Origin of the sequence: Micromonospora sp. DT41 (genome assembly GCF_049841715.1) — a bacterium.
Lineage (GTDB): Bacteria > Actinomycetota > Actinomycetes > Mycobacteriales > Micromonosporaceae > Micromonospora > Micromonospora profundi.
In genome coordinates this window covers 33,165-56,189 of the sequence record NZ_JBNCKU010000006.1, presented here as the reverse complement: position 1 = coordinate 56,189, position 23,025 = coordinate 33,165, and the positions used below count along the sequence as shown (strand labels likewise).

The window sequence follows — 23,025 nt, the reverse complement described above, 5'->3', positions numbered from 1 at the left end:
GTGCCAACGTGAGCACAGAGGTTCTCGAGCGTCCGGAACTGAAGGACGCCGACACCGGTCCCGAGATGTTCCACTACGTCCGCAAGGAGAAGATCGCCGAGAGTGCCGTCATGGGCACCTTCGTCGTCGCTCTCTGCGGGGAGACCTTCCCGGTCACCAAGGCGGCAAAGCCGGGCTCGCCGGTCTGCCCCAAGTGCAAGGAGATCTACGACTCGTACCGGGAGTGAACTGAGGCAGGTCTTCGGGCCGGCGACGTAGCCTGCGGCGGTGACCACCTCCACCGGCCTGCTCCTTGCCGACCTGACCGGAGTGGCCGTCTTCGCCGCCTCCGGGGCCTCTGCGGCGGTGGCCAAGCGACTCGACCTGTTCGGTGTCGCGTTCGTCGGGTTCGTGGCCGCCCTCGGCGGCGGAATCTTCCGCGACCTGGTCATCGACGAGGTCCCGCCACTGGCCTTCGCCGACTGGCGGTACGCGGCCACCGCCGCGATCACCGCCCTCGCCGTCTTCTGGCTGCATCCCCAACTCGCCCGACTGCGCACCACAGTGCTGGTGCTGGACGCTGCGGGCCTCGGCCTTTTCACAGTCACCGGCACGCTCAAGGCGCTCGACGCCGGCGTGCCGGCGGTCGGCGCCTGCCTGATCGGCATGCTCACCGCAATCGGCGGTGGGCTCTGCCGGGACCTGCTCACCGCCGAGATCCCTGTGGTGCTGCGCCGGGAGATCTACGCGCTGGCCGCCCTCGCCGGATCGGTGACAGTGGTGCTGCTGTACGTCACCGGGCAGACTGGCCCCGCGCCGCTCACCGCCGCCGTCGTGCTGGTCTTCGGGCTGCGCCTCATCGCGCTGCGCCGACGCTGGTCCGCCCCTGTGGCGACACTGCGACCGCCACGCACCGGCGGGGCTGATCCGCGTACCGACCGGGAGTGGTGACACCGCAGGCCGGAGTGACGGATGTGACCAGCGTGGCGTCGCCTGGGCTGTGCGGCCCGCGCTGGTTATGCTGAGTCGGCCTTCGCGGCAGCTTCTGCGCGGAGGCGTTTTCATGGGCGGCGGTACTCGTGGCCCTCGCCCCGGATCCGCCGTCGTGCGGTCGGAGAGGAGCTTCGCGTGGCAGCCCGGACGCCGGTGCTCGAGACGTTCCCGGCACTGCGCGCATGGCAGCGCAAAGCCCTCGTGGAGTACCTGCGCCGCCGCACCGAGGACTTCACAGCGGTCGCCACCCCCGGTGCCGGAAAGACCACATTCGCCCTGCGGATCGCCGCCGAACTCCTCGCCGACGGCACCGTCGAGGCCGTCACAGTTGTCGCGCCCACCGAGCATCTGAAGAACCAGTGGGCGGACGCCGCCGCCCGGGTCGGCATCCAACTCGACGCCGCGTTCCGCAACGCCGACCTGCACTCCGCTGCCGACTTCCACGGCGCGGTGGTCACCTACGCCCAGGTGGGAATGGCCCCGCAGGTGCACAGGCGGCGCACAATGACCCGACGCACCCTCGTCATCCTCGACGAGATCCACCACGCCGGCGACTCCCGGTCCTGGGGCGACGGGGTGAAGAACGCCTTCGAACCTGCCGTACGCCGGCTGATGCTCACCGGGACCCCGTTCCGCTCCGACGACAACCCGATCCCGTTCGTCAGCTACGAGCGGGGCGGGGACGGGCTGCTGCGCTCCCGCGCCGACTCGGTGTACGGCTACTCCGACGCCCTGCGCGACGGCGTCGTACGGCCGGTGCTCTTCCTCGCGTACTCCGGGGAGACCCGTTGGCGCACCAACGCGGGGGAGGAACTGGCGGCCCGGCTCGGTGAGCCCATGACGCAGGACCTGGTGGCGCAGGCATGGCGTACCGCGCTGGACCCGGCCGGGGACTGGATGCCGCAGGTGCTGCGCGCCGCCGACGCCCGGCTCACAGTGCTCCGCAACGCGGGCATGCCCGACGCCGGTGGCCTGATCATCGCCACCGACCAGCAGACCGCCCGTTCGTACGCGAAGCTCATCGAGCAGGTGACCGGCGAGAAGGCCGCCGTGGTGCTCTCCGACGACCAGGGCGCGTCCGCGCGGATCGCGACGTTCGCGGCGTCCGAGCAACGGTGGCTGGTCGCGGTGCGGATGGTGTCCGAGGGCGTCGACATCCCCCGACTCGCGGTCGGCGTGTACGCCACAAGCGCCAGCACCCCGCTCTACTTCGCGCAGGCCATCGGCCGGTTCGTCCGGGCCCGCCGGCCCGGCGAGACCGCCTCGGTCTTCCTGCCCAGCGTGCCGCACCTGCTCGGGCTGGCAAGCGAGATGGAGACCGAGCGGGACCACGTGCTCGGCAAGCCCAAGGAAGCCGACGGCCTCGACGACGACCTGCTGGAACGCGCGCAGCGTGACGACCAGGCAAGCGGTGAGCTGGAGAAGCGGTTCGCCGCCCTCTCGGCCACCGCCGAACTGGACCAGGTGATCTTCGACGGCGCGTCCTTCGGCACCGCGGCGCAGGCGGGAACCCCCGAGGAGGAGGAATACCTCGGCCTGCCCGGTCTGCTCACCGCCGACCAGGTCTCGCTGCTGCTCACCAAGCGGCAGACCGAGCAACTGGCCGCCCAGCGCCGTCGTACCGCCGAGCGGGCCGCTCAGCCGGCCGCTGCGCCCACGGCAGCGCCCCCGGCACCCATGAGCGCCGCCCAGCGTCGCGTGGCCCTGAGGCGGCAACTGAACGCTCTGGTGGCCGCTCGGCACCACCGCACCGGCCAGCCCCACGGCAAGATCCATGCGGAGTTGCGGCGGCTCTGCGGGGGACCGCCGAGCGCACAGGCAACGATCGAGCAGCTAGAGGAACGCATAGCCACAGTCCAGACCCTCTGACGCTCACCTTTCCCGCCCGTAACGGATGGTGTGGCTGGGGCGCCCCGGGCAAGTTCACGCTGGATCGTGGATGCAGTGGTGTCGGCGCGGCGTGAGGCCACTACATCCTGGCTCGAGCACGGTCTTCGGCGCGGGGCGCGGGGCGCGGGGCGCGGGGCGCGGGGCGCGGGGCGCGGGGCGCGGGGCGCGGGGCGCGAGTGGGGTTGGGTAGCGAAAAGCCGGCCGGAGGCACCCTCGGGGTGCCTCCGGCCGGTTATGTCGTTTGCGGTTAGTTCGCCATCAAATCGGCGCCACGCCAGGTGAAATCGGGCTCCGTCGCGAACCGCTCGGTGATCTTCACGAGATCCTCCGCGTACTTGTTCGCGTGGTGCCCGCAGAACACCAGTTCGCTCCCACCCGCCAGGGTGATCCGGAGTTTCCCGGCAGCGTTGCAGCGGTCGCACCGTTCATCGGCGGCTGGGGGCGCCACCGTCTCGGGCGGCGGCGTGAGGGTCGAGTTCATCGCCTTCCTCCTCTGGTCGTCACCGATGAACAATCTCTTCGGTCGTTGCTCACCTATCGTGCAACACCCATGCCGGGCCTTGCCTTCCCTGTGTGCCCGCGGGGGACCGAGGTCACACCTGGCAGGGACAGTGTGCCGTGCACCAAGGGTGCCACGTCAACGATCACATTCGTGCATCCGGACGATCTCCATCTGGTGTTGCACGCCAGGTGATCAAAGCGACACGTTCGGTTGACGAAACCGGCTCAGTCCAGATAATCCCGGAGAACCTGCGATCGGGACGGGTGGCGCAGCTTCGACATCGTCTTGGACTCGATCTGCCGGATCCGCTCCCGGGTCACCCCGTAGACCTGACCGATCTCGTCGAGAGTCCGTGGCTGACCGTCGGTCAGGCCGAACCGCAGCCGTACCACGCCCGCCTCACGCTCGGAGAGCGTCTGCAGCACCTGCTGGAGCTGATCCTGCAGGAGCGAGAACGACACCGCGTCGACAGCGACGACGGCCTCGGAGTCCTCGATGAAGTCACCGAGCTGGCTGTCGCCCTCGTCGCCGATGGTCTGGTCCAGCGAGATGGGCTCCCGAGCGTACTGCTGGATCTCCAGCACCTTCTCGGGTGTGATGTCCATCTCCTTGGCCAGCTCCTCCGGAGTGGGCTCACGGCCCAGGTCCTGGAGCAGCTCGCGCTGTATGCGGCCGAGCTTGTTGATGACCTCGACCATGTGCACCGGGATGCGGATGGTGCGGGCCTGGTCGGCCATGGCGCGGGTGATCGCCTGGCGGATCCACCAGGTGGCGTACGTGGAGAACTTGTAGCCCTTTGTGTAGTCGAACTTCTCCACCGCGCGGATCAGACCGAGGTTGCCCTCCTGGATCAGATCCAGGAAAGCCATTCCACGTCCCGTGTACCGCTTGGCCAGCGACACCACAAGACGGAGGTTGGCCTCGAGCAGGTGGTTCTTGGCCCGCTCGCCGTCGCGGGAGATCCAGCCCAGGTCGCGGACCATCTCCCGGGGGAGCTTGTTGTCCTCGCTCTCGTCGGCCGCGCGCAGCTGCTCGGCGGCGTAGAGCCCCGCCTCGATGCGCTTGGCCAGCTCGACCTCCTGCTCGGCGTTGAGCAGCGGGACCTTGCCGATCTGCTTCAGGTACGCACGGACCGAGTCGGCGGAGGCGGTCAGCTCGGCGTCACGCCGGGCCTGCTTGAGGGCCTCGGACTCCTCGTCGTCCCACTCGAAGTCGTTGTCGGTGGCCGACGCCGCGGCGTCGGTCTCGGCGGCCTGGGCCAGCTCGGCCGGCTCCTCCACCACGACGTCCTCGATGGCGGCCGCGAGTTCCTCGGGGTCGATCTCGCCCTCGCCGCCCTCGCCCTTGGCCTTGGCGCCGGCCTTGACCGGCTTGGCGCCGGCGGCCGCGGCCACCGTCGCCTTGGTGGCCCGGGTCGACTTGGTGGCCTTCGCCGGCGTGGCCGCGGCGGCGGCCACCTCGGCGGTGCTGCCGGTGGCCTTGCGGGCGGCCACCTTCCGCGGGGCGGGCGCGGTCGGCGCCGCCTCGTCGGAGGCGGGCGCCTGCTTCGGGGCCGGCGCGGCAGCCTTCTTGGTGGTCTTGGCGGTGGTGGCGCGGGACGCCGGCGTGGTCGAGCGGGCCGCGGCGACCCGGCGACGGGTGCTCGCCGAGCCGTCCACCACCACGGTCACTCCCGCCTCGGAGAGCGCCCGAAGGATCTTCTTGGCCTGGGCCGGAGTCACCTCGGCGGACTCGACGGTGCGCGCGAGCTGAGCCGACGTGAGCTGACCACCGGCGCTCTGCGCGTGCGCGATCAGCGTGTCGGTGAGCGAGCGTACGTCGGCGCCGGGCTGGCGGGGTTCTGTCACGAATGACCTTCCGGAGGCGAAGAGCGGGCACGGCCGGGTCGTCCGACACAGTGTGGGTCAACCGGGCCGGACGATGTGGTTGAGGGACCCCCGTGTCCCGGGCCGGCCGGTGGTCGGTGGTCCGTGGCGCGTGGGCAGGGGTGAATTGTAACGCCGTCTGCGGCGATCATCCTGCGCCGCACTGCGTAACGGCGGCGGGACCGCCGATTCGGCGCAGATGTGGACTTTGTAAGGATGATACTCGCGCACGGCCCGGAACACCCCGGTCGTACGGGAAGGGGGGCCTTGGGATGCACCGATCGGCACCGCCAGCGCGGGAACTGCTGGCCATCGCGCTCGATGTGGCACGGGACGCCGCGGCCACCGCGCACCGGATGCGGGCCGAGGGCGTTTCGGTCGCGGCGACCAAGAGCACGGTCACCGACGTGGTCACCGCGGCGGACCGGGCGGTCGAGCGGCAGGTGCTCGACGCGCTGCGGCGGTTGCGGCCGGGCGACGCCGTCCTGGGTGAGGAGTACGGCACGCAGGACACCGGGCCGGGCGAGCCGGGCGGCGTGCGGTGGATCATCGATCCGATCGACGGAACCGTCAACTATCTTTACGGGTTGCCGTACAGCGCGGTGTCGCTGGCCGCCGAGGTCGACGGTGTGGTGGTCGCCGGCGTGGTGCGCAACGTGAGCACCGGCGAGGAGTGGACCGCCACGGCCGGGGGCGGCGCCTGGCGCGACGGTGTCCGGCTTCGCTGTTCCGGCGAGACGGATCTGGGGCAGGCGCTGCTCGGCACCGGCTTCGGCTACGACGCCGGTCGGCGGGAGCACCAGGCATCGGTGGTGGCCGGGCTGATCCGGCACGTGCGCGACATCCGCCGCATGGGCGCCGCCGCGCTGGACCTCTGCCTGGTGGCGGAGGGGCGGCTTGACGCGTACTTCGAGAAGGGTCTGTCGCCCTGGGACCTGGCCGCCGGCGGGCTGGTGGCCGCGGAGGCCGGCGTGCGGGTCGCCGGGCTGGCGGGCAGCCCGGCCGGCCCCGACCTGGTGATCGCGGCCCCGCCCGCGCTCTTCACGCCGCTGCACGACCGGCTGGCCGACCTGGACGCCGCAGGCGGCCCCTGACCGGCCCGCCCACCGTGACGGAGCCGGCCGACGGCCCGTCACCGGGTCACGCGACCCGCCGATCGCCCGGTCACGCGACCGGTCGGTCGGGTCATTTGTCGGCGGCGGGGGCCGGGCAGGATCCCGGAGGCGCCACCGGAGCGCCCAGGTCACCGAGGGACTGGTTCACCTCGGTGGTGGTGGCGAGCTGCTGGAAGCCGTTGCCGAGCACGACGTCGACGACGTCGTCGGTGCGCTTCTCGTCGTACTTGGACTCGGCGTTGTCGAGGAAGTACGCGCGCAGCAGGTGCGCCGAGCCGACGCCCTTGGGGCCGTACTGGAGCACTGCCACGTCGTCGATGCCCTTCGGCGCGTTGCCGACCTTCTGGACCTGGAACTTGCGATTGCGGAAGTCGTCGGCCACGGTGCCGGCCCGGCCCGGCTCGTCGGTCGCGTTCAACACATTGATCTTGACGTCCTTGGGCTCGTGCAGCGTGACGTCGGCCAGCGGCCAGCCGTCCGGGCAGCCCTTGGCCGCGCCCACACCACTCTGGCTGTCGCGGACGACCGCGACGACCACGAAGGTCAGGGCCAGGACCGCCAGCAGACCGACGACGACGAGTGCTCGCACTCGCGCAAAGCTCATCTGGGGGCTCCCCGGACCTCAGGTGGGTGACGGCGGCCGTCATCGATCGCACTGACCGCCGGCCGTCGAATACGCCGCTGAGGTTAACGGTTGTCCGGCCGTCGCGTGGAAACAGCCCGACATACCGGCGCGGCGACCGCGAACCGGGTACTACTACCCCTATCTTCGTGTCGCCTGAATCACATTGGGAACAACTTGGCGTGCGGGGGCGTACATCTCAGCCACAAGGGCGGTATACATGCCTCGCCTAAGGGGGGGTAAGGTTCCGCGCTCGCAGGGGTGTTGCCCCGGCAACTCGATCCGTGCGGTCTGCGGGTCGGGAGCCCGACACAAGTGGTGGCTGGCCAGCGGAACCGAAACAGCGTCGTCCGGCGTTACAACCGGAAGCGACAACATCGATATGGGAGAGTGAAACCGATGGCCACCGACTACGACGCCCCGCGTCGCGACGAGGTCGACCTCGGCGAGGACAGCCTGGAAGAGCTCAAGGCCCGGCGCGTCGACTCACAGTCGGGCGCAGTGGACGTCGACGAGGCCGAGGTCGCCGAGAGTTTTGAGCTGCCCGGTGCCGATCTGGCCGACGAGGAGCTCACTGTCAAGGTGCTACCGATGCAGCAGGACGAGTTCAGGTGCGCCCGCTGCTTCCTGGTCCACCACCGCAGCCAGCTGGCGGTCGAGCGGAACGGCGAGCTGATCTGCCGCGAGTGCGTCTGACACGCAGGACACCGGCGGCGGCCTCCTGAACGGGGCCGCCGCTACCGGTGTAGGCATGCGACTCCCGTGGGTACCTGCTTGACTCGTAGCGGATGCCACAGCAGCGGGAGGCCCGAGCGATGAGCGATCAAGCCGACACCACCGGCGGCGCGGACGAACTCGGCGCCACCGTCGCGGCACTGACCGCCGACGACATCGAGCCGGCCCGGCGACGTCAACTTCTCACCCGGATGGTCGGGCAGGCCCGCAGCCGGGGCATCGCCGACCTGTTCAAGCCCCGTGCGGCCATCCGATGGATGGTCGACACGGTTACCGAGATCGCCCCGCACATCCAAGTGCGGGACCTGGCCACCCTGCGCCGGCACTTCCCCGGCCTGGACGACGCCGCCCTGGCCGACCGCCTGATCCGCAACGCGGCCCGGACGACCGCCGGGGTCGGCGCGGCCGGCGGGGGAGTAGCCGCCGTCGAGTGGACTGTCGCGCCGACCCTGCTCTCCGCGCCGGTGCTGCTCGCCGCCGAGACGGTCGCCGTGGTGGCGGTGGAGCTGAAGCTGGTCGGCGAGTTGCACGAGGTCTACGGCGTGCCGCTGGCCGAGAGCGGCAGTCAGCGGACTGTCGCCCTGGTGCACTCGTGGTCCACCCAGCGCGGGGTCAACCCGATGGTGCCCGGTGTCGGGGTGGGCGCGGTGCTCGGCACGGCCGCCCGCAAGGAGCTGCGGGACACGCTGCTGCGGCGCTTCGGGCGTAACCTCACCACGCTCGGGCCGTTCCTCACCGGTGCTGCGGTGGCCAGTTTCCTCAACCGGCGGGCAACCCGACAGATGGCCGAGCAGCTCCAGGCTGACCTGCGCCGACGCGGCATCGCCCGGCCAGCGCCACCATCGGCCCTGCCCGGCCCGCCGACGGGCACCTGAAGCCGGCTGTACGCCTCGGGACGACGCGCGCGCCGGCCGGCGGGGTCAGCCCTGCTCGCCGGCCCGACGGTCGGCTGGCACCCGGGCGTCCCGGGCCGCCAACAGCGCCTCGGCAAGCTCCACCGGGCGTCTGCTGCTGACCACCCAGAACGGCGTCGGGTCGGCCGGGTCGTTGAGCACCACCTGCACGGCGCCGCTGATCCACGGCCGCTGCACCACGAAGGCGAGCGGGTCCGCGCCCACACCGAGCACCTCACGGCGGCCTTCGGCGTCAAGCGGAATGACGTCGGCGACGAAGCGCACCGGCAGCCGGGCGTCGTCCACCCGCAGCTCGGAGTCGGTGACCGCGACGCGGATCCGGCCCAGCCACCACAGCCCGGCCGCCGTGACCGGCAGCAGCACCGCGAACGGCATCCAGGCGCGTACGCCGGAGCCACCCATCCAGATCTCGACGGCAAGCAGGGCCGCGGCAAGCAACCCGGCCAGCCACAGCCACCAGGGCAGATCCAGCCGTTCGGCGTACGCCGGACGGGCCGCGGCCGATGGCCGACCGGCACTCGGGGAGGGCGACATGCTCACTCCTGCGAGGGTACGGCGCACGGCGGCCCGGGTAACCGGCAGGATGGCAGGGTCACCCCGACAATCGGACGGAAGAGGGTCTCGTGACCGACGTCGTACCCGTGCCCGTGCGGCTGCTCGATGCGGAGCTGCCGCTGCCCGCGTACGCCCATCCCGGCGACGCCGGTGCCGACCTGGTGGCCGCCGCGGACGTGGAGTTGCCGCCCGGCGGCCGCGCCCTGGTGCCCACCGGCGTGGCCATCGCCCTGCCGCCGGGGTACGTGGGCCTGGTCCACCCCCGGTCCGGCCTGGCGGCCAGGCTCGGCGTGACGGTGCTCAACGCGCCCGGTACGGTCGACGCCGGCTACCGGGGTGAGATCCTGGTCAACCTGATCAACCATGATCGGGAGACGCCGGCGAAGATCTCCCGCGGTGACCGGATCGCGCAGCTCGTGGTCCAGCAGGTCGCCCGGGCGCGGTTCGAACCGGTGGCCGAGCTGCCCGGATCCCAGCGGGGGACCGGTGGGCACGGCTCGACCGGCGGACACGCCGGGCTCGTACCGGCGCCGACCGGGCAGGATCGGGTCGCGCAGCGGGACGAGCTGGGCCGCGGGCGGACGGAAGAGGTGGCAGGGTGAGTGCGAACAGCGGAGGGTGGGCGCAGTGATCTTCTCCCGAAAGCGGGCCGGTGCCGGGAGGCACACCCGTGACGAGCGGAGCACCGAGGTCCTCGACGAGGGCACCGGTGGGTCGACGCCGGCGCTTGTGCGCGGGCCGTACGACATCTCCGAGGTCGACGACGAGGTGCAGCGGCTCGACCTGGGCAGCCTGCACATCCCGGCGGTCGCCGAGGTCGAGGTGCGGGTGCAGGCCGACCCGCAGGGCGTGATCCAGCAGGTGGTGCTGGTCCACGGCGACAACGCGCTGCAACTCGGCGTCTTCGCCGCCCCCCGCTCGGAGGGGATCTGGGACGAGGTACGCGAGGAGATCCGGCAGTCGCTGCTGCGCGACGGCGCCACCGCCGCGGAGGTCGACGGCGAGTACGGCCCGGAGCTGCACGCCCAGGTGACCACCCCGGACGGCCCCACCCACCTGCGGTTCGTCGGCGTCGACGGGCCGCGCTGGATGGTCCGGGGCGTCTTCCAGGGGCCGGTGGCCGTCGACCCGGCCAGCGCCGGGCCGCTCGCCGAGTGCCTGGACGGCCTGGTGGTCGACAGGGGGCAGGAGGCGAAGCCGGTCCGTGAGCCGCTGCCGCTGCGGCTGCCCCGGGAGGTCGCCGACCAGGCCGAGGAGGCGTCCGCCGCGTCCGAGTCGCGCCAGGCCTGACCGCCGCGCACCGATCCGCCGGAACCGGCCCCGTCGGCGTACGCTGGCGGAACGGTTCCGGCGTCGCCGGGGCGGTGCCCACTGCGGGCCGGTGAGCGTGGAGAGGGTGACGCGGAGGTCATGATGACCGACGAGAGCCGGGTGTCGCTGCGGCGCATCCTGCAACGGCTCACCGCGAGCGAGGCCGAGATCGACGCGCAGGAGCTACGTCAGGAGAGCGCCGAGTGCGGCGGTGTCCTGGCCCAGCAGTGCTCCCGTGGCCAGGTGGTCTCGGTGGCCGGGCGGCTGCGCACGGTGGTCTACACGCCGCGCACCAACCTGCCCACCCTCGAGGCCGACCTGTACGACGGCAGCGACGTCGTCACGCTGGTCTGGCTGGGTCGGCGGCACATCGCCGGGATCGAGCCGGGGCGACACCTGACGGCGCGCGGCCGGGTGGCGATGCGCGACGACCGCAAGGTCATCTACAACCCCTACTACGAGCTGGACTCGCCGAAGTGACGGCGCTGCGGACGGAAGGCCGGCAATGACGACGGGACAGCACCGGGCGGCACAGCCGGAGACGGGGCCTGAGGACGACGCGCCGCTGCCAACGGTGGCGGAGCAGATGGCCGACCAGCTCGGCGGCTGGCGGGGGCTCGTCGAGTCCAGCATCCCGGTGGTGGTCTTCGTCGTCGCCAACATCATCGGTGAGCTGCGGCCCGCCGTGATCGCGTCGGTGGCCGTCGCGGTGCTGATCGCCGGGCTGCGACTGGCCCAGCGCAGGCCGATCCGACACGCCGTCAACGGCCTGTTCGGCGTCGGCATCGGTGCCGCCATCGCCTGGCGGACCGGCAACGAGCGGGATTTCTACCTCCCCGGCATCCTCTACGGCATCGGCTACGGCGTCGCCCTGCTGATCTCGGCGGCCATCCGGCAGCCGCTGGTCGGCTGGATCTGGTCGGTGCTCGTGGCCAAGGGCCGCTCCGAGTGGCGAGACGACCCGAAACTGGTGCGCACCTTCACCCAGCTGACAGTGCTCTGGGGCGTGGTCTGGCTGGCCAAGGTGGGTGTGCAGGCAGGGCTCTACCTGGCCCACCAGGACACGGCGCTGGGCGTGGCCCGGTTGGCGCTGGGCTACCCGCCGTACGTGCTGCTGCTGCTCATCACGGTCTGGACGGTGCGCCGGGTCACCCGGGTGCCGGAGCCGTCCCCGCTGCCCGGCGCCTGAGCGCGCCCGGCCGTCCGTCCGGGGCGGCTCAGCGCGAGCCGCGGGTCCGTTCGACGCTGTCCGGGCCGAGGATCACCGCGCGGACGTCGTCCTCCACCTCGGCGGTGCAGACGAAGATCAGCTCGTCGCCGGCCTCGATGGGGTCGTCCGGGCTGGGCACCAGGACCCGCTTGCCCCGCAGGATCGCCACCAGCGCGGTGTCGCGAGGCAGCGGCACGGCGTGGATGGGCCGGCCGACGTACGGAGCGGTGGGCGGCAGGGTGATCTCGACGAGGTTCGCCTCGCCCTGACGGAACGTCATCAGCCGCACAAGGTCGCCGACGGTGACGGCTTCCTCGACAAGCGCGGCCATGACCCGGGGCTTGCTCACCGCGACGTCCACGCCCCACTGCTCGGTGAAGAGCCACTCGTTCTCGGCCCGGTTGACCCGGGCGACCACGCGGGGCACCGCGAACTCGGTCTTGGCCAGCAGCGACACCACAAGGTTTGCCTTGTCGTCGCCGGTGGCGGCGACCACCACGTCACAGCCGGCGAGGTTGGCCTCCTCCAGGCTGGCAAGCTCGCAGGCGTCGGCCAGCACCCACTCGGCGTCCGCCACCCGGTCCGGGCGCAGCATCCGGGGCTGCCGCTCGATCAGCATCACCTGGTGGCCGTTGTCGATCAGTTCCTGGGCGATCGAGCGGCCCACGTTGCCGGCGCCCGCGATGGCGATCCGCATGGCTCAGTGCCCCCCTTCCGGCGGCGCCGCCGCCACCGACGTGACCGACCCCACAATGTCGTCGCTGACCAGCATGAACGCCTGGTCGCCCTCCTGTATGACGGTGGAGGCGGTGGGCAGCGTGCCGATGCCGAAGCGGATCAGGTAGGCCACCCGCGCTCCGGACGCCTCCTCCAGCTTGCGCACCGGACGGCCGATCCAGTCCTTGTGCACAGGCACCTCGACGATCGACACGGTGCTCGTGGGGTCGCGGAAGATCTCCACGTTGCCCTCCGGCACCAGGTGCCGCAGCATCCGGTCGGCGGTCCAGCGCACTGTCGCCACTGTGGGAATGCCCAGCCGCTCGTAGACCTGCGCCCGACGCTGGTCGTAGATCCGTGCCGCGACCCGGGACACCCCGAACGTCTCCCGGGCCAGCCGCGCCGAGATGATGTTGGAGTTGTCGCCGCTGGAGACCGCCGCGAAGGCGTCCGCCCGCTCGATGCCGGCCTGCCGCAGCACGTCGCCGTCGAAGCCCGCGCCGGTCACGGTGATGCCGCCGAAGTCGGGGCCGAGCCGACGGAAGGCGTCGGCGTCCTGGTCGATCACCGCCACCGAGTGCCCTCGGGACTCCAGGCTGTGGGCGAGGGTCGAACCGACCCGGCCACATCCCATGATCACGACGTGCACGCTGTCCCTCCCAAGGTGCGTACCGCTGCCGCTGGCCCTTCCGTACGCATGGACGGCGGCCTTCGACTGCGAGCCTGCCACGTACCGGTCGGCAGCGGGGACCGACCGTACCCCGTCTCGCCGGACCGCCGTGATCGCCCACCCCCGCGTGATCGCCATGGTGGTCGTACCCTTGGCGTTCGTGGCCAGTCCCACCTCGCTGCTGAAGCGGCTGCTCCTCGGTCGACCGTTCCGGTCCGACCGCCTGCAGCACACCCTCCTGCCGAAGCGCATCGCGCTACCCGTGTTCGCCTCCGACGCGCTGTCCAGCGTCGCGTACGCACCCGACGAGATCCTGCTGACCCTCTCCATCGCGGGAGCCTCCGCGTACGTCTTCTCGCCGTGGATCGCGCTCGCGGTGGTAGTGGTCATGCTGACAGTGGTGGCCAGCTACCGGCAGAACGTGTACGCCTACCCGTCCGGTGGCGGCGACTACGAGGTGGCCACCGTCAACCTGGGCCCGAAGTTCGGCGTCGGCGTGGCAAGCGCCCTGCTCGTCGACTACGTGCTCACCGTGGCGGTGTCGGTCTCGTCCGGGGTGGCGAACCTCGGCTCGGTGGTGCCGTTCGTGGCCACCCACAAGGTGATGATCGCGGTGTTGGCGGTGGTGCTGCTGAGCGCGGTGAACCTGCGCGGTCTGCGCGAGTCGGGCACCGCGTTCGCCATTCCCACCTACGGCTTCGTGATCGTGATGCTCGGGATGCTGCTCACCGGGCTGGTCCGTGTGTTCGTGCTGGGTGACGACCTGCGCGCGCCGAGCGCCGACCTGGTGATCCAGGCCGAGCACAGCGTGACCGGTTTCGCGCTCGTCTTCCTGCTGCTGCGGACGTTCAGCTCGGGCGCGGCAGCGCTCACCGGCGTCGAGGCGATCTCCAACGGGGTGCCGGCGTTCAAGGCGCCGAAGAGCCGTAACGCCGCCACCACCCTGCTGCTGCTCGGCACCATCTCGGTGAGCATGCTGGTCGGGATCATCTGGCTGGCCCGGCTGACCCACCTCCAGTTCGTCGAGGATCCGGCGCTCCAGATCGTCTCCGGCCCCGAGGGCTACGTGCAGAAGACCGTCACCACCCAGCTCGGCGAGACGGTGTTCGGCTCCGGGTCGATCCTGCTCTACGTGGTGGCCGGGGTGACCGCCCTGATCCTGTTCCTGGCCGCGAACACCGCGTTCAACGGCTTCCCGGTGCTCGGCTCGATCCTCGCCCAGGACCGCTACCTGCCCCGGCAGTTCCACACGCGGGGCGACCGGCTGGCGTTCTCCAACGGCATCGTCTTCCTCGCACTCTTCGCGATCGTGCTGATCGTCGGCTTCCAGGCCGAGGTGACCCGACTCATCCAGCTCTACATCGTCGGCGTCTTCGTCTCGTTCACCGTCTCCCAGGCCGGCATGATCCGGCACTGGAACCGGCACCTGCGCACCGAGCGGGACCCGGAGGCGCGTCGCCGGATCCACCGCTCGCGGGCGATCAACACGTTCGGCATGGGCCTGACCGGCGCGGTGCTGGTGATCGTGCTGGTGACCAAGTTCCTGCTCGGCGCCTGGATCGCGATCGCCGCGATGGCGGTGATCTACCTGTTGATGCTGGCCATCCGCAGGCACTACGACCGGGTCGCCGTCGAGCTGACCCCGCCCGACGAGGGCCGGGCCGTGCTGCCCGCCCGAAACCACGCGATCGTGCTGGTCAGCAAGTTGCATCAGCCGACACTGCGGGCCATCGCCTACGCGCGCGCCACCCGGCCGGACACACTGACCGCCGTGACCGTGAACGTGGACGAGAAGGACACCCGCGATCTTCAGGCCGACTGGGAACGGCGGGAGATGGCCATCCCGCTCACAGTTGTCGACTCGCCGTACCGGGAGATCACCCGTCCGATCCTCGACTTCGTCGCCTCCACCCGCCGCAAGTCACCCCGCGACGTGGTCACCGTCTTCATCCCCGAGTACGTCGTGGGGCGCTGGTGGGAGAACCTTCTGCACAACCAGAGCGCGTTGCGCCTCAAGGGCCGGCTGCTCTTCGAACCGGGGGTGATGGTGGTGAGCGTGCCGTGGCAGCTCGCGTCGACGGCGAGCAAGAACCTGGACCGGCTGGACGCCACGCTGTCCCGTACCCCGGCGCGTGGGCCGCGGGGCACCGTGCCGCCGGACGTCATGTCCGCGTCGTCCGCCGAGGGCGGTCCGGTGGACAGCGGAACGGTCGGTAACAGCCGTGACTGAGTCGACAGCGGCAACTGCGGAGTCCGAGAGCGGCATTGCCGAGGCGGATCGGGTCGAGCTGACCGTCGACGCGGTCGCTCCCGGCGGGCACTGCGTGGCCCGGGTGGACGGGCAGGTGGTATTCGTCCGGCACGCGCTGCCCGGTGAGCGGGTGATCGCCGAGGTCACCGAGGTGCACAAGGGGTTCGTCCGGGCCGACGCGGTGACAGTGCTGGACGCCTCGCCGGACCGGGTCGAGCCGCCCTGCCCGTACGCGAAGCCGGGCGCCTGCGGTGGCTGCGACCTGCAACACGTCGCCCCGGAGGCGCAGCTTGCCTGGAAGACAGCTGTGGTGCGCGAGCAGTTGACACGCCTCGGCGGGCTCACCGACGCCGAACTCGACGAGCTCGGCGTACGGGTCGAGGCGCTGCCCGGCGGGCTGCTGGGCTGGCGCTCGCGGGTCCGCTACGCGGTGGACGCCGCCGACCGGGCCGGCCTGCTCAAGCACCGCTCGCACGAGGTGGTGCCGATCGACAGATGCCTGATCGCGCACCCGGCGATCCAGGAGCTGCCGGTGCTCACCCCGACCGGCGCGTCCTGGCCTGCCGCCGACGCGGTGGAGACCGTGGCCAGCACCGGCGGGGACGTGACAGTCGTGGAGGTCCGCGACGGGATCTCCATGCAGGTGAGCGGGCCGGCAGTGGTCCGTGAGGTGGCGGCCGACCGGGAGTGGACGCTGCCCGCGTCCGCCTTCTGGCAGGTGCACCCGGCGGCGGCCGACACGCTGTCCACGGCCGTGCTGGAGCTGCTCGACCCGCGTCCGGGCGAGGTGGCCTGGGACCTGTACGGCGGGGCCGGACTGTTCGCCGCCGGACTGGCCGCAAAGGTCGGTGCCGGCGGCCGGGTGACAGTGGTGGAGGCGGCGCCGCAGGGCGTCTCCGCCGCCCGACGTAACCTGGCCGACCTGCCCCGCGTCGAGGTCGTGTCGGCCCGGGTGGAGACCGCGCTGGCCCGCCGGCGGATCACCGGCCCGGTCGACGTGGTGGTGCTCGACCCGCCGCGCGCCGGGGCCGGCGCCCCGGTGGTCCGCGCCCTGGCCGCCGCCGGCCCGCGCGCGATCGCGTACGTGGCCTGCGACCCGGCGGCGTTCGCCAGGGACGTGCGTACCTTCGCCGGGTTGGGCTGGCGGTTGGCGGAGCTGCGCGGATTCGACCTGTTCCCGATGACCCAGCACGTCGAGCTGGTCGGGCTGCTGGTCCCCGGGCCGTAGATCATCACTCCCGACGTTCGGGGTGGGTCGACTCCGCTGCCTACCGGGGTACGCCCGGGTAGTCGGCCTGGCCGGCGATCTGCCCGCCGTCGGCGACCAGGTCGCTGCCGGTGACAAACTGCGCGTCGTCGCTGGCGAGAAAGAGCACCGTACGGGCGACGTCGTCGGGTTCCCCGACACGCCCCAGCGCGACACTGCTGGTCTCGAAGGTGACTCCCTTCGTCATCGGGGTGTTGATCTGACCCGGGTGAACCGCGTTCACCCGGATCCCGTACGCGCCCAACTCCAGGGCGGCGTTCTTCGTGAGACCGCGTACAGCCCACTTGGACGCGACGTACCCGGCCATCTGGATGATTCCGATTAAGGCGGCCACGGAGCCCATGTTGACGATCGAGCCGCCGCCGGCCCGCTTCATCGCCGGGGTCACGGCCTGGATGCCGTTGAAGACGCCGATGAGATTCACGTCCAGCACGCGCTGTAGCTGCGCCACGTCCCACTGCTCCAGGGGGGCGGGATCGACGATGCCTGCGTTGTTGACGAGGATGTCGACGCTGCCGAACCGCTCCTCCGTCCGTTGAACGAGGTCGGTCCACTGCTGCGGGGAGCGGACATCGAGCTTCTCGACCACTGCCGTCGGCCCGAGTTCGGCGGCAAGGGCCTCGGCCTCCGCGACGTTCACGTCGGCGATGACCACGTTGGCGCCCTCGCCGACGAGCCGCCGTACGGTGGCCGCGCCCATTCCCATCGCTCCGCCGGTTACCACTGCCGTCTTTCCTGCTACTCGTCCCATGATGAGTTCCTTTCGCTGGGAACCGGACCGCTCGACGCGGCCAGCGGCCGTGGGGCCAACGATAGCCAGCAGGGGGTGACTCGTCACCCTCTAGTGGCGGGTGACACATCACCCAGGTTGGATGGCTGTTCCTATCAGAAACCCGATTCCCCGCACTGGCTTGGGGTCAATAGGGCGGTGAGGTGGTGATACCTCAATAATCGAGGAAGACGGTTCGGGTGATGAGTCACCTCAGTGAGGGTCGACCCTCACTCCTCGAAGGGGTCGTCCTTGAGGTTGTCCAACACCGCCTCGGACATCACGGCCAGGGTGTCGAGCTGCCGAGGGCTCAGCACGTCGAGGAAAACCTCCCGCACGTACCGCAGGTGCAGGGGAGTCGCCCGGTCGATCACCGTGCGCCCTTCCCCGGTGAGCGCGATGTAGGTCCCCCGAGCATCATCGTCGGAGCTGCGGCGCTCCAGCAGGCCCCGGCGGATCATGCGGGACACCTGGTGGGTGAGGCGCGTCTTCTCCCACCGCAGGACCTCCCGCAGCTCGAAGACCCGCATCGGTCCGTCCCCGTGAAGCCGCAGACCGCTCAGAACGGCGAAATCCGCGAGGGAGATCCCCGCGTCGCGGAGCAACTGGCGGTTCATGTGCCGCCGGACGTCCTCCTGCATGACCAGGAAGCCGAACCAGGCGCGCTGCTCACGATCGTTCAGCCGTTCAGGCTCAGTCACCCCTCAACGCTACGGCAGGACGGTAGGCCGCCCTCGCTCCGGCGCGGACGAGGCGTCGCGAGGGCACGGCACCGCCGCTAGCCTGACGCCGTGAAGATCGTCGGGTTGATGTCGGGGACGTCGTACGACGGCGTGGACGTGGTGGCGGCGGAGTTCACCACCGAGGGGGACACCCTCTGGCTGCGGCCGTTGGGGCATCGCGAGCTGGAGTACGACGAAGCCCTGCGTGCCCAGATCGCCGCGCTGCTGCCGCCCGGGGCCACCACCATCGAGGCCGTGTGCCAGCTCGACAACCGCCTCGGCGAGGTGTTCGCCGATGCGGCGGCGGTCGGCCTCGAACTTGCCGGTGGCACGGCCGACGCGGTGGTCTCGCCCGGCCAGACGGTGTTCCACTGGATCGCCGACGGGGTGGCCCGGGGCACGCTGCAACTCGGCGCGGTGGCGCGGGTGGCGGCCCGGGTCGGCGTACCGGTGCTCAGTGACCTGCGCTCGGCGGACATCGCCGCCGGCGGCCAGGGCGCGCCGCTGGTGCCGGCGTTCGACTCGCTGCTGCTCGACGGCGCCGCCGGACCGCGTGCGGCCCTGAACCTGGGCGGCATCGCCAACCTCACAGTGGTCGCGCCGGAAGCCCCGATCCTGGGGTACGACGTCGGCCCTGCCAACGCTCTGCTGGACGCGGCGGCCCGGCGCTTCCTGGACCAGCCGTGCGACATCGACGGCGCGCGGGCGGCGGCCGGCCGGGCGCACGAGCGGCTGCTTGCCGACCTGCTGGCCGAGCCGTACTACGCGGCACCACCGCCCAAGTCCACGGGCAAGGAGCTGTTCCACGCCGGCTACCTGGACCGCCACCTGGCCGCGCTCGGCGAACCCGTGCCCGTGGACGACCTGCTGGCCACGCTCACCGAGCTGACCGCGCGGGTGGTGGCCGCCGAGTGCGACAGGCACCGTGTGGTCGAGGTCATCGCCGCAGGAGGCGGTGTGCGCAACCCCACCCTGCTGGGCCGGCTCGCCGCCCTGGGCGCCGGCCGGTGGACGCTGCGCGGCATCGACGAGTGGGGCGTACCCGCGCAGGCCAAGGAGGCGTACGCGTTCGCGCTGCTCGGCTGGCTGTCCTGGCACGGCCTGCCCGGATCGATCCCGTCCGTGACCGGCGCCACCCGGGGCACGGTCCTGGGCTCCTGGACACCTGCCGGCCCGGCGCACGGCGGTGCACCGACCGACAGGCCGCGCCGGCTGCGGATCCGGCTCTGAGCAGGGGTTCGGCCGGAGGGTGCGGGTGTGCCGGGCTCCGGCCGGGCTGCGAAGTACCGCCCGGCCGATAGACTCTGCGGTCATGAGTGTTGAAGAGGACACGGCCAACCACGGCCGGCTGCTGGGGACGGTTCGCGGTCCGCAGGACGTCAAGCGGATGTCGGGCGAGGAACTGGACGTGCTCGCCGCCGAGATCCGGGACTTTCTGATCGCCAAGGTCTCCCGCACCGGCGGCCACGTCGGGCCCAACCTCGGTGTGGTCGAGCTGACGCTGGCCATGCACCGCGTCTTCGACTCCCCCCGTGATCGGCTGCTGTTCGACACCGGCCACCAGGCGTACGTACACAAGATCCTCACCGGGCGGCAGTCCGGCTTCGACAAGCTCCGCCAGCGCGGTGGCCTCTCCGGCTACCCCAGCCAGGCCGAGAGCGAGCACGACCTGATCGAGAACTCGCACGCCTCCACAGCGCTCTCCTACGCCGACGGTCTGGCCAAGGCGTACGCCCTGCGGGGCGAGGCGCGCAGCGTCGTGGCAGTGGTCGGCGACGGCGCGCTCACCGGCGGCATGTGCTGGGAGGCGCTGAACAACATCGCCACCGCCGGCAACTCCCTTGTCATCGTCGTCAACGACAACGGTCGGTCCTACTCGCCGACGATCGGCGGCCTGGCCGACCACCTCTCCTCGCTGCGGCTCAACCCGGGCTACGAGAAGGTCCTCGACACGGTCAAGGACGCCCTCGGCTCCACCCCGCTCGTCGGCAAGCCGATGTACGAGGTGCTGCACGCGGTCAAGAAGGGCATCAAGGACGCCGTCGCCCCGCAGGCCATGTTCGAGGACCTCGGCATCAAGTACGTCGGCCCGGTGGACGGGCACGACGTGGCGGCGGTCGAGTCGGCGCTGCGCGCGGCGAAGAACTTCGGCGGCCCGGTGATCGTGCACGCGGTCACCCGTAAGGGCTACGGCTACCGCCCCGCCGAGGAGGACGAGGCCGACTGTCTGCACGGCCCCGGCGGCGCCTTCGACGTGGAGACCGGCGCGCTGCTGGCCGCCCCGGCGGTGAAGTGGACGCATGTCTTCGCCGACGAGCTGCTTGCCGTCGCCGACGAGCGGCCGGACGTCGTGGGCATCACCGCCGCTATGGCCGAGCCCACAGGCATCGCCAAGCTGGCCCGCAAATACCCCGAGCGGGTGTACGACGTGGGCATCGCCGAGCAGCACGCCGCCACCTCGGCGGCCGGGCTGGCGCTGGGCGGCCTGCACCCGGTGGTCGCCGTCTACGCCACCTTCCTCAACCGTGCCTTCGACCAGGTCCTGCTGGACGTGGCGATGCACAAGCTGCCTGTGACATTCGTGCTTGACCGCGCCGGCATCACCGGCCCGGACGGCCCCAGCCACTACGGCATCTGGGACATGTCGGTCTTCGGTGTGGTGCCTGGGCTGCGGATCGCCGCTCCCCGCGACGCCACCACGCTGCGTGAGGAGCTGCGCGAGGCGCTGGCCGTCGACGACGGCCCGACAGTCGTGCGCTTCCCCACCGGCACGGTGGCCGCGGACCTGCCGGCCGTACGCCGGGTCGGCCCTGTCGACGTGCTGGCCGAGTCGGCGCGTACCGACGTGCTGCTGGTGGCTGTGGGCTCCTTCGGTCAGCTGGGCATGGAGGTCGCCGCCCGGGTCGCCGAGCACGGCTACGGGGTCACCGTCGTCGACCCCCGCTGGGTTCGTCCGGTGCCGGCCGAGCTGGTCGAGTTGGCCGCCGGCCACCGGCTCGTCGTCAGCGTCGAGGACGGCGTCCGGGTCGGTGGCGTCGGCGACGCCCTCGGCCAGGCGATGCGGGACGCCGACGTCCGGGTGCCGCTCAAGGACCTGGGCGTACCGGCCGACTGGCACCCGCACGGCACCCGCGCGCAGATCCTCGCCGACCTCGGCCTGACCGCGCAGGACGTCGCCCGGAACGTCACCGGCTGGATCTCCGGCCTGGACGCCACCCCGGACCGCCTGACCCCCACCAGCACCTCAGCCCAAAACTAAATCCGCGACAACGACGACGGCGGGCTCCCCTGCAGGGGAGCCCGCCGTCGTCGTTCGCGCCTCTGACCCCGCGCCTCTGACCCCGCGCCTCTGACCCCGCGCCTCTGACCTCGCGCCTCTGACCCCGCGCCTCTGACCCCGCGCCTCTGACCCCGCGCCACCCGCACGCGTCGATCATGGAGTTGTGGTGCCCCGCAAAAGGGGTGAATCGCCAGTCATTGCCCACCACAAGTCCATGATCGACGAGGAGGTGGGTGGGACGGGGTGGCGCGGGCGCGCGCGGGCAGGGCAGGGCAGGGCAGGGCAGGGCGCGCGCGGGGGAGGGTGGGGCGGCGGGGGTTAGCGGGGGCGGCGGGGGTTAGCGGGGGCGGCGGGGGCTTACTGAGCGGTAGTGGGTTTTGTCGGTGTTTGCCAGGCTGTAGGTCTGGGTGCGGGTCGGCTCGGGGATGACCACCAGGCCGGGGCGCTCCACGAGTTGGGGAGTTCCCGGCGGTACCGAGAGGGAGCTGTCCCGGGTGGCCCGCCAACTGAGCACCACAAGCGGCTGGCCGGGCATCGGCAGGTGGTACGTCTGCAACGGGGTGGCCCGGTCGGCAGGCGAGACCACCGGCGCGCTCCCGTCCGCCGGCCGGTAGACGACAGAGGTCATCGTGCCGGCGTCGGTGTCCCAGCTGAGCTGCTGCAACTCGGCGGGCTCGCCGCCGCCGAGGGCCACCTCGCCGAGCGAACGGACCGTGAGCTTCGCCATCGGCCAGGACGTCGGCACCGCACGAGGGGCGTCCCGGTCGCCGATCCGACGCGGAATGCTGCCGAAAGGACCCCGCTCACCGGCCAGCACACAGGTGTCCAGGCCGGTCAGCGCCCGCCGGCCGGCGCCGGACTCGTCGCGTACCAGGGGATAGCGCGGGTCGGTCGTGCCGGTGCCCAGGTCGAGCAGCCGGTCGGCGGCCCGCCCTCGCGGCAGCGATTCGGTGGCCCGCAGCGTCGCGGTCACCCCCACGGCCGTGCAGGCCGGTACGTCGGCAGGGGCGCTGAGCCCGTCGGTGAGGGGCAGCGCCCGGTCCTGCGGCCCGAGGAGTTGCTGCACCCGGGCGGAGACCAGGTAGCGCCGGCCGTCGGCTGTGTGCACCGGCAGCACGTCGGAGTAGACCAGGTAGCCCGGGTCGGTGTACTCGGTGGCCCGGGTCACCGCGTACCGGCCGCCGTCGCCGGTGAGTTGCAGCAGCCAGGACGCGCTCTCGCCGGGCACGTCGGCCGCCACCAGCGCGATGGGCGTGTCGTCGACCCGGCCGGAGAACAGGATGCCCGACGAGGGCAGGTGCGCCCGGTCGTCGATCGGTGAGCGCCAGGCGCGGACCGCGTCGGTGATCGCCGTCGTCGCCGCGGCGTCAGCGGCCAGATCGCCCCGTGGCGGCCACACCTTCAGCGTGCCGTCGAGGCTGTCGTAGCCCACCCGCAGGTCGCGCGGTGCCCGGTCGGCCACCGGACCGCAGGCGGTGGCGGCCAACAGTGCTGTCAGCAGGACGGCGAGCGTCGTGCCGTGCTGGCGGCCTGGAGTCACCTGAGACCCGCCCCCGATCGCCTCGCCGTCGTTTACGGAAAGCGCCATAGTACGAGATGTCCGGTGCAGCGCTTTCGCTGGCCGGCGACTGACGAACCATAGTGGACGGAGCCCTGGG

23 protein-coding genes are annotated in these 23,025 nt (G+C 71.6%); 14 read left to right on the top strand and 9 right to left on the bottom strand.

The window, feature by feature from the left end; translation table 11 throughout:
• Positions 1-8: 8 nt before the first annotated feature.
• The 3 genes from ACLQ23_RS13150 to ACLQ23_RS13140 all read left to right on the top strand — a co-directional run bounded on the left by ACLQ23_RS13150 (position 9) and on the right by ACLQ23_RS13140 (position 2,841).
• Positions 9-227, top strand: a complete 219-nt coding sequence (locus ACLQ23_RS13150; protein ID WP_007456912.1) for a DUF3039 domain-containing protein — start codon at positions 9-11, stop codon at positions 225-227.
• A gap of 40 nt (positions 228-267) precedes the next feature.
• The gene (locus ACLQ23_RS13145) at positions 268-930 is read left to right on the top strand and encodes a trimeric intracellular cation channel family protein (protein ID WP_053657445.1); all 663 of its coding nucleotides are present in this window, start codon (positions 268-270) and stop codon (positions 928-930) included.
• A gap of 177 nt (positions 931-1,107) precedes the next feature.
• Entirely contained in the window at positions 1,108-2,841 is a 1,734-nt protein-coding gene (locus tag ACLQ23_RS13140) for a DEAD/DEAH box helicase (protein WP_053657443.1), read from the top strand.
• Between the two features lie 268 nt (positions 2,842-3,109).
• Here the strand turns inward: ACLQ23_RS13140 and ACLQ23_RS13135 are convergent, their stop codons facing one another.
• Positions 3,110-3,343: a DUF7455 domain-containing protein gene (locus tag ACLQ23_RS13135; RefSeq protein WP_053657441.1), complete on the bottom strand. Its 234-nt coding sequence runs from the start codon at positions 3,341-3,343 to the stop codon at positions 3,110-3,112.
• A gap of 245 nt (positions 3,344-3,588) precedes the next feature.
• Entirely contained in the window at positions 3,589-5,211 is a 1,623-nt protein-coding gene (locus ACLQ23_RS13130) for an RNA polymerase sigma factor (protein ID WP_167945356.1), read from the bottom strand.
• A gap of 290 nt (positions 5,212-5,501) precedes the next feature.
• On the opposite strand from ACLQ23_RS13130, the gene ACLQ23_RS13125 reads away from it, so the two are divergent.
• A complete protein-coding gene (locus ACLQ23_RS13125; protein ID WP_425880698.1) occupies positions 5,502-6,323 on the top strand; it encodes an inositol monophosphatase family protein in 822 nt (273 codons plus the stop codon).
• 91 nt (positions 6,324-6,414) lie between these two features.
• Here the strand turns inward: ACLQ23_RS13125 and ACLQ23_RS13120 are convergent, their stop codons facing one another.
• On the bottom strand, positions 6,415-6,933 hold the full coding sequence (locus tag ACLQ23_RS13120) for a LytR C-terminal domain-containing protein (protein WP_197281584.1): 519 nt from the start codon (positions 6,931-6,933) through the stop codon (positions 6,415-6,417).
• Between the two features lie 432 nt (positions 6,934-7,365).
• On the opposite strand from ACLQ23_RS13120, the gene ACLQ23_RS13115 reads away from it, so the two are divergent.
• Positions 7,366-7,662, top strand: coding sequence for a DUF4193 domain-containing protein (locus ACLQ23_RS13115; RefSeq protein ID WP_007075406.1), 297 nt, complete (start codon positions 7,366-7,368; stop codon positions 7,660-7,662).
• A gap of 119 nt (positions 7,663-7,781) precedes the next feature.
• Positions 7,782-8,576 carry a hypothetical protein gene (locus ACLQ23_RS13110; RefSeq protein WP_400277719.1) on the top strand — a complete coding sequence of 265 codons (795 nt, stop codon included), beginning with the start codon at positions 7,782-7,784 and terminating at the stop codon, positions 8,574-8,576.
• Positions 8,577-8,621: 45 nt separating this feature from the next.
• Here ACLQ23_RS13110 and ACLQ23_RS13105 read toward each other — a convergent pair whose 3' ends face one another.
• The gene (locus ACLQ23_RS13105) at positions 8,622-9,149 is read right to left on the bottom strand and encodes a DUF3093 domain-containing protein (protein WP_053657433.1); all 528 of its coding nucleotides are present in this window, start codon (positions 9,147-9,149) and stop codon (positions 8,622-8,624) included.
• A gap of 89 nt (positions 9,150-9,238) precedes the next feature.
• Here ACLQ23_RS13105 and dut point away from each other — a divergent pair, with 89 nt between their 5' ends.
• The 4 genes from dut to ACLQ23_RS13085 all read left to right on the top strand — a co-directional run bounded on the left by dut (position 9,239) and on the right by ACLQ23_RS13085 (position 11,670).
• Positions 9,239-9,772 carry a dUTP diphosphatase gene (gene dut, locus ACLQ23_RS13100; protein ID WP_053657431.1) on the top strand — a complete coding sequence of 178 codons (534 nt, stop codon included), beginning with the start codon at positions 9,239-9,241 and terminating at the stop codon, positions 9,770-9,772.
• A gap of 25 nt (positions 9,773-9,797) precedes the next feature.
• Entirely contained in the window at positions 9,798-10,460 is a 663-nt protein-coding gene (locus tag ACLQ23_RS13095; RefSeq protein ID WP_425880697.1) for a DUF3710 domain-containing protein, read from the top strand.
• A 120-nt stretch (positions 10,461-10,580) separates the two neighbouring features.
• Entirely contained in the window at positions 10,581-10,961 is a 381-nt protein-coding gene (locus ACLQ23_RS13090) for an OB-fold nucleic acid binding domain-containing protein (RefSeq protein ID WP_355597925.1), read from the top strand.
• A gap of 25 nt (positions 10,962-10,986) precedes the next feature.
• Entirely contained in the window at positions 10,987-11,670 is a 684-nt protein-coding gene (locus ACLQ23_RS13085) for a DUF3159 domain-containing protein (protein ID WP_355597927.1), read from the top strand.
• A gap of 28 nt (positions 11,671-11,698) precedes the next feature.
• On the opposite strand, the gene ACLQ23_RS13080 is transcribed toward ACLQ23_RS13085, so the two are convergent.
• Positions 11,699-12,388: a potassium channel family protein gene (locus ACLQ23_RS13080; RefSeq protein ID WP_355597929.1), complete on the bottom strand. Its 690-nt coding sequence runs from the start codon at positions 12,386-12,388 to the stop codon at positions 11,699-11,701.
• A gap of 3 nt (positions 12,389-12,391) precedes the next feature.
• Positions 12,392-13,057 carry a potassium channel family protein gene (locus ACLQ23_RS13075; protein WP_355597931.1) on the bottom strand — a complete coding sequence of 222 codons (666 nt, stop codon included), beginning with the start codon at positions 13,055-13,057 and terminating at the stop codon, positions 12,392-12,394.
• A gap of 181 nt (positions 13,058-13,238) precedes the next feature.
• Between ACLQ23_RS13075 and ACLQ23_RS13070 the strand changes: the two genes are divergently transcribed.
• The gene (locus ACLQ23_RS13070) at positions 13,239-15,308 is read left to right on the top strand and encodes an APC family permease (protein ID WP_355597933.1); all 2,070 of its coding nucleotides are present in this window, start codon (positions 13,239-13,241) and stop codon (positions 15,306-15,308) included.
• Complete coding sequence (locus ACLQ23_RS13065; protein ID WP_425880696.1) at positions 15,301-16,557, top strand: class I SAM-dependent RNA methyltransferase; 1,257 nt, start codon at positions 15,301-15,303, stop codon at positions 16,555-16,557. The genes ACLQ23_RS13070 and ACLQ23_RS13065 overlap by 8 nt, the downstream gene beginning before the upstream one ends.
• 40 nt (positions 16,558-16,597) lie before the next feature.
• On the opposite strand, the gene ACLQ23_RS13060 is transcribed toward ACLQ23_RS13065, so the two are convergent.
• Positions 16,598-17,347 carry an SDR family NAD(P)-dependent oxidoreductase gene (locus ACLQ23_RS13060; RefSeq protein ID WP_425735633.1) on the bottom strand — a complete coding sequence of 250 codons (750 nt, stop codon included), beginning with the start codon at positions 17,345-17,347 and terminating at the stop codon, positions 16,598-16,600.
• A 248-nt stretch (positions 17,348-17,595) separates the two neighbouring features.
• Positions 17,596-18,066: a MarR family winged helix-turn-helix transcriptional regulator gene (locus ACLQ23_RS13055; RefSeq protein ID WP_355597939.1), complete on the bottom strand. Its 471-nt coding sequence runs from the start codon at positions 18,064-18,066 to the stop codon at positions 17,596-17,598.
• A gap of 90 nt (positions 18,067-18,156) precedes the next feature.
• On the opposite strand from ACLQ23_RS13055, the gene ACLQ23_RS13050 reads away from it, so the two are divergent.
• Positions 18,157-19,317 carry an anhydro-N-acetylmuramic acid kinase gene (locus ACLQ23_RS13050; RefSeq protein ID WP_425735634.1) on the top strand — a complete coding sequence of 387 codons (1,161 nt, stop codon included), beginning with the start codon at positions 18,157-18,159 and terminating at the stop codon, positions 19,315-19,317.
• A gap of 82 nt (positions 19,318-19,399) precedes the next feature.
• A complete protein-coding gene (dxs, locus tag ACLQ23_RS13045) occupies positions 19,400-21,346 on the top strand; it encodes a 1-deoxy-D-xylulose-5-phosphate synthase (protein WP_355597943.1) in 1,947 nt (648 codons plus the stop codon).
• A gap of 358 nt (positions 21,347-21,704) precedes the next feature.
• Here dxs and ACLQ23_RS13040 read toward each other — a convergent pair whose 3' ends face one another.
• Positions 21,705-22,907: a hypothetical protein gene (locus ACLQ23_RS13040; RefSeq protein WP_425735635.1), complete on the bottom strand. Its 1,203-nt coding sequence runs from the start codon at positions 22,905-22,907 to the stop codon at positions 21,705-21,707.
• Positions 22,908-23,025 lie beyond the last annotated feature (118 nt).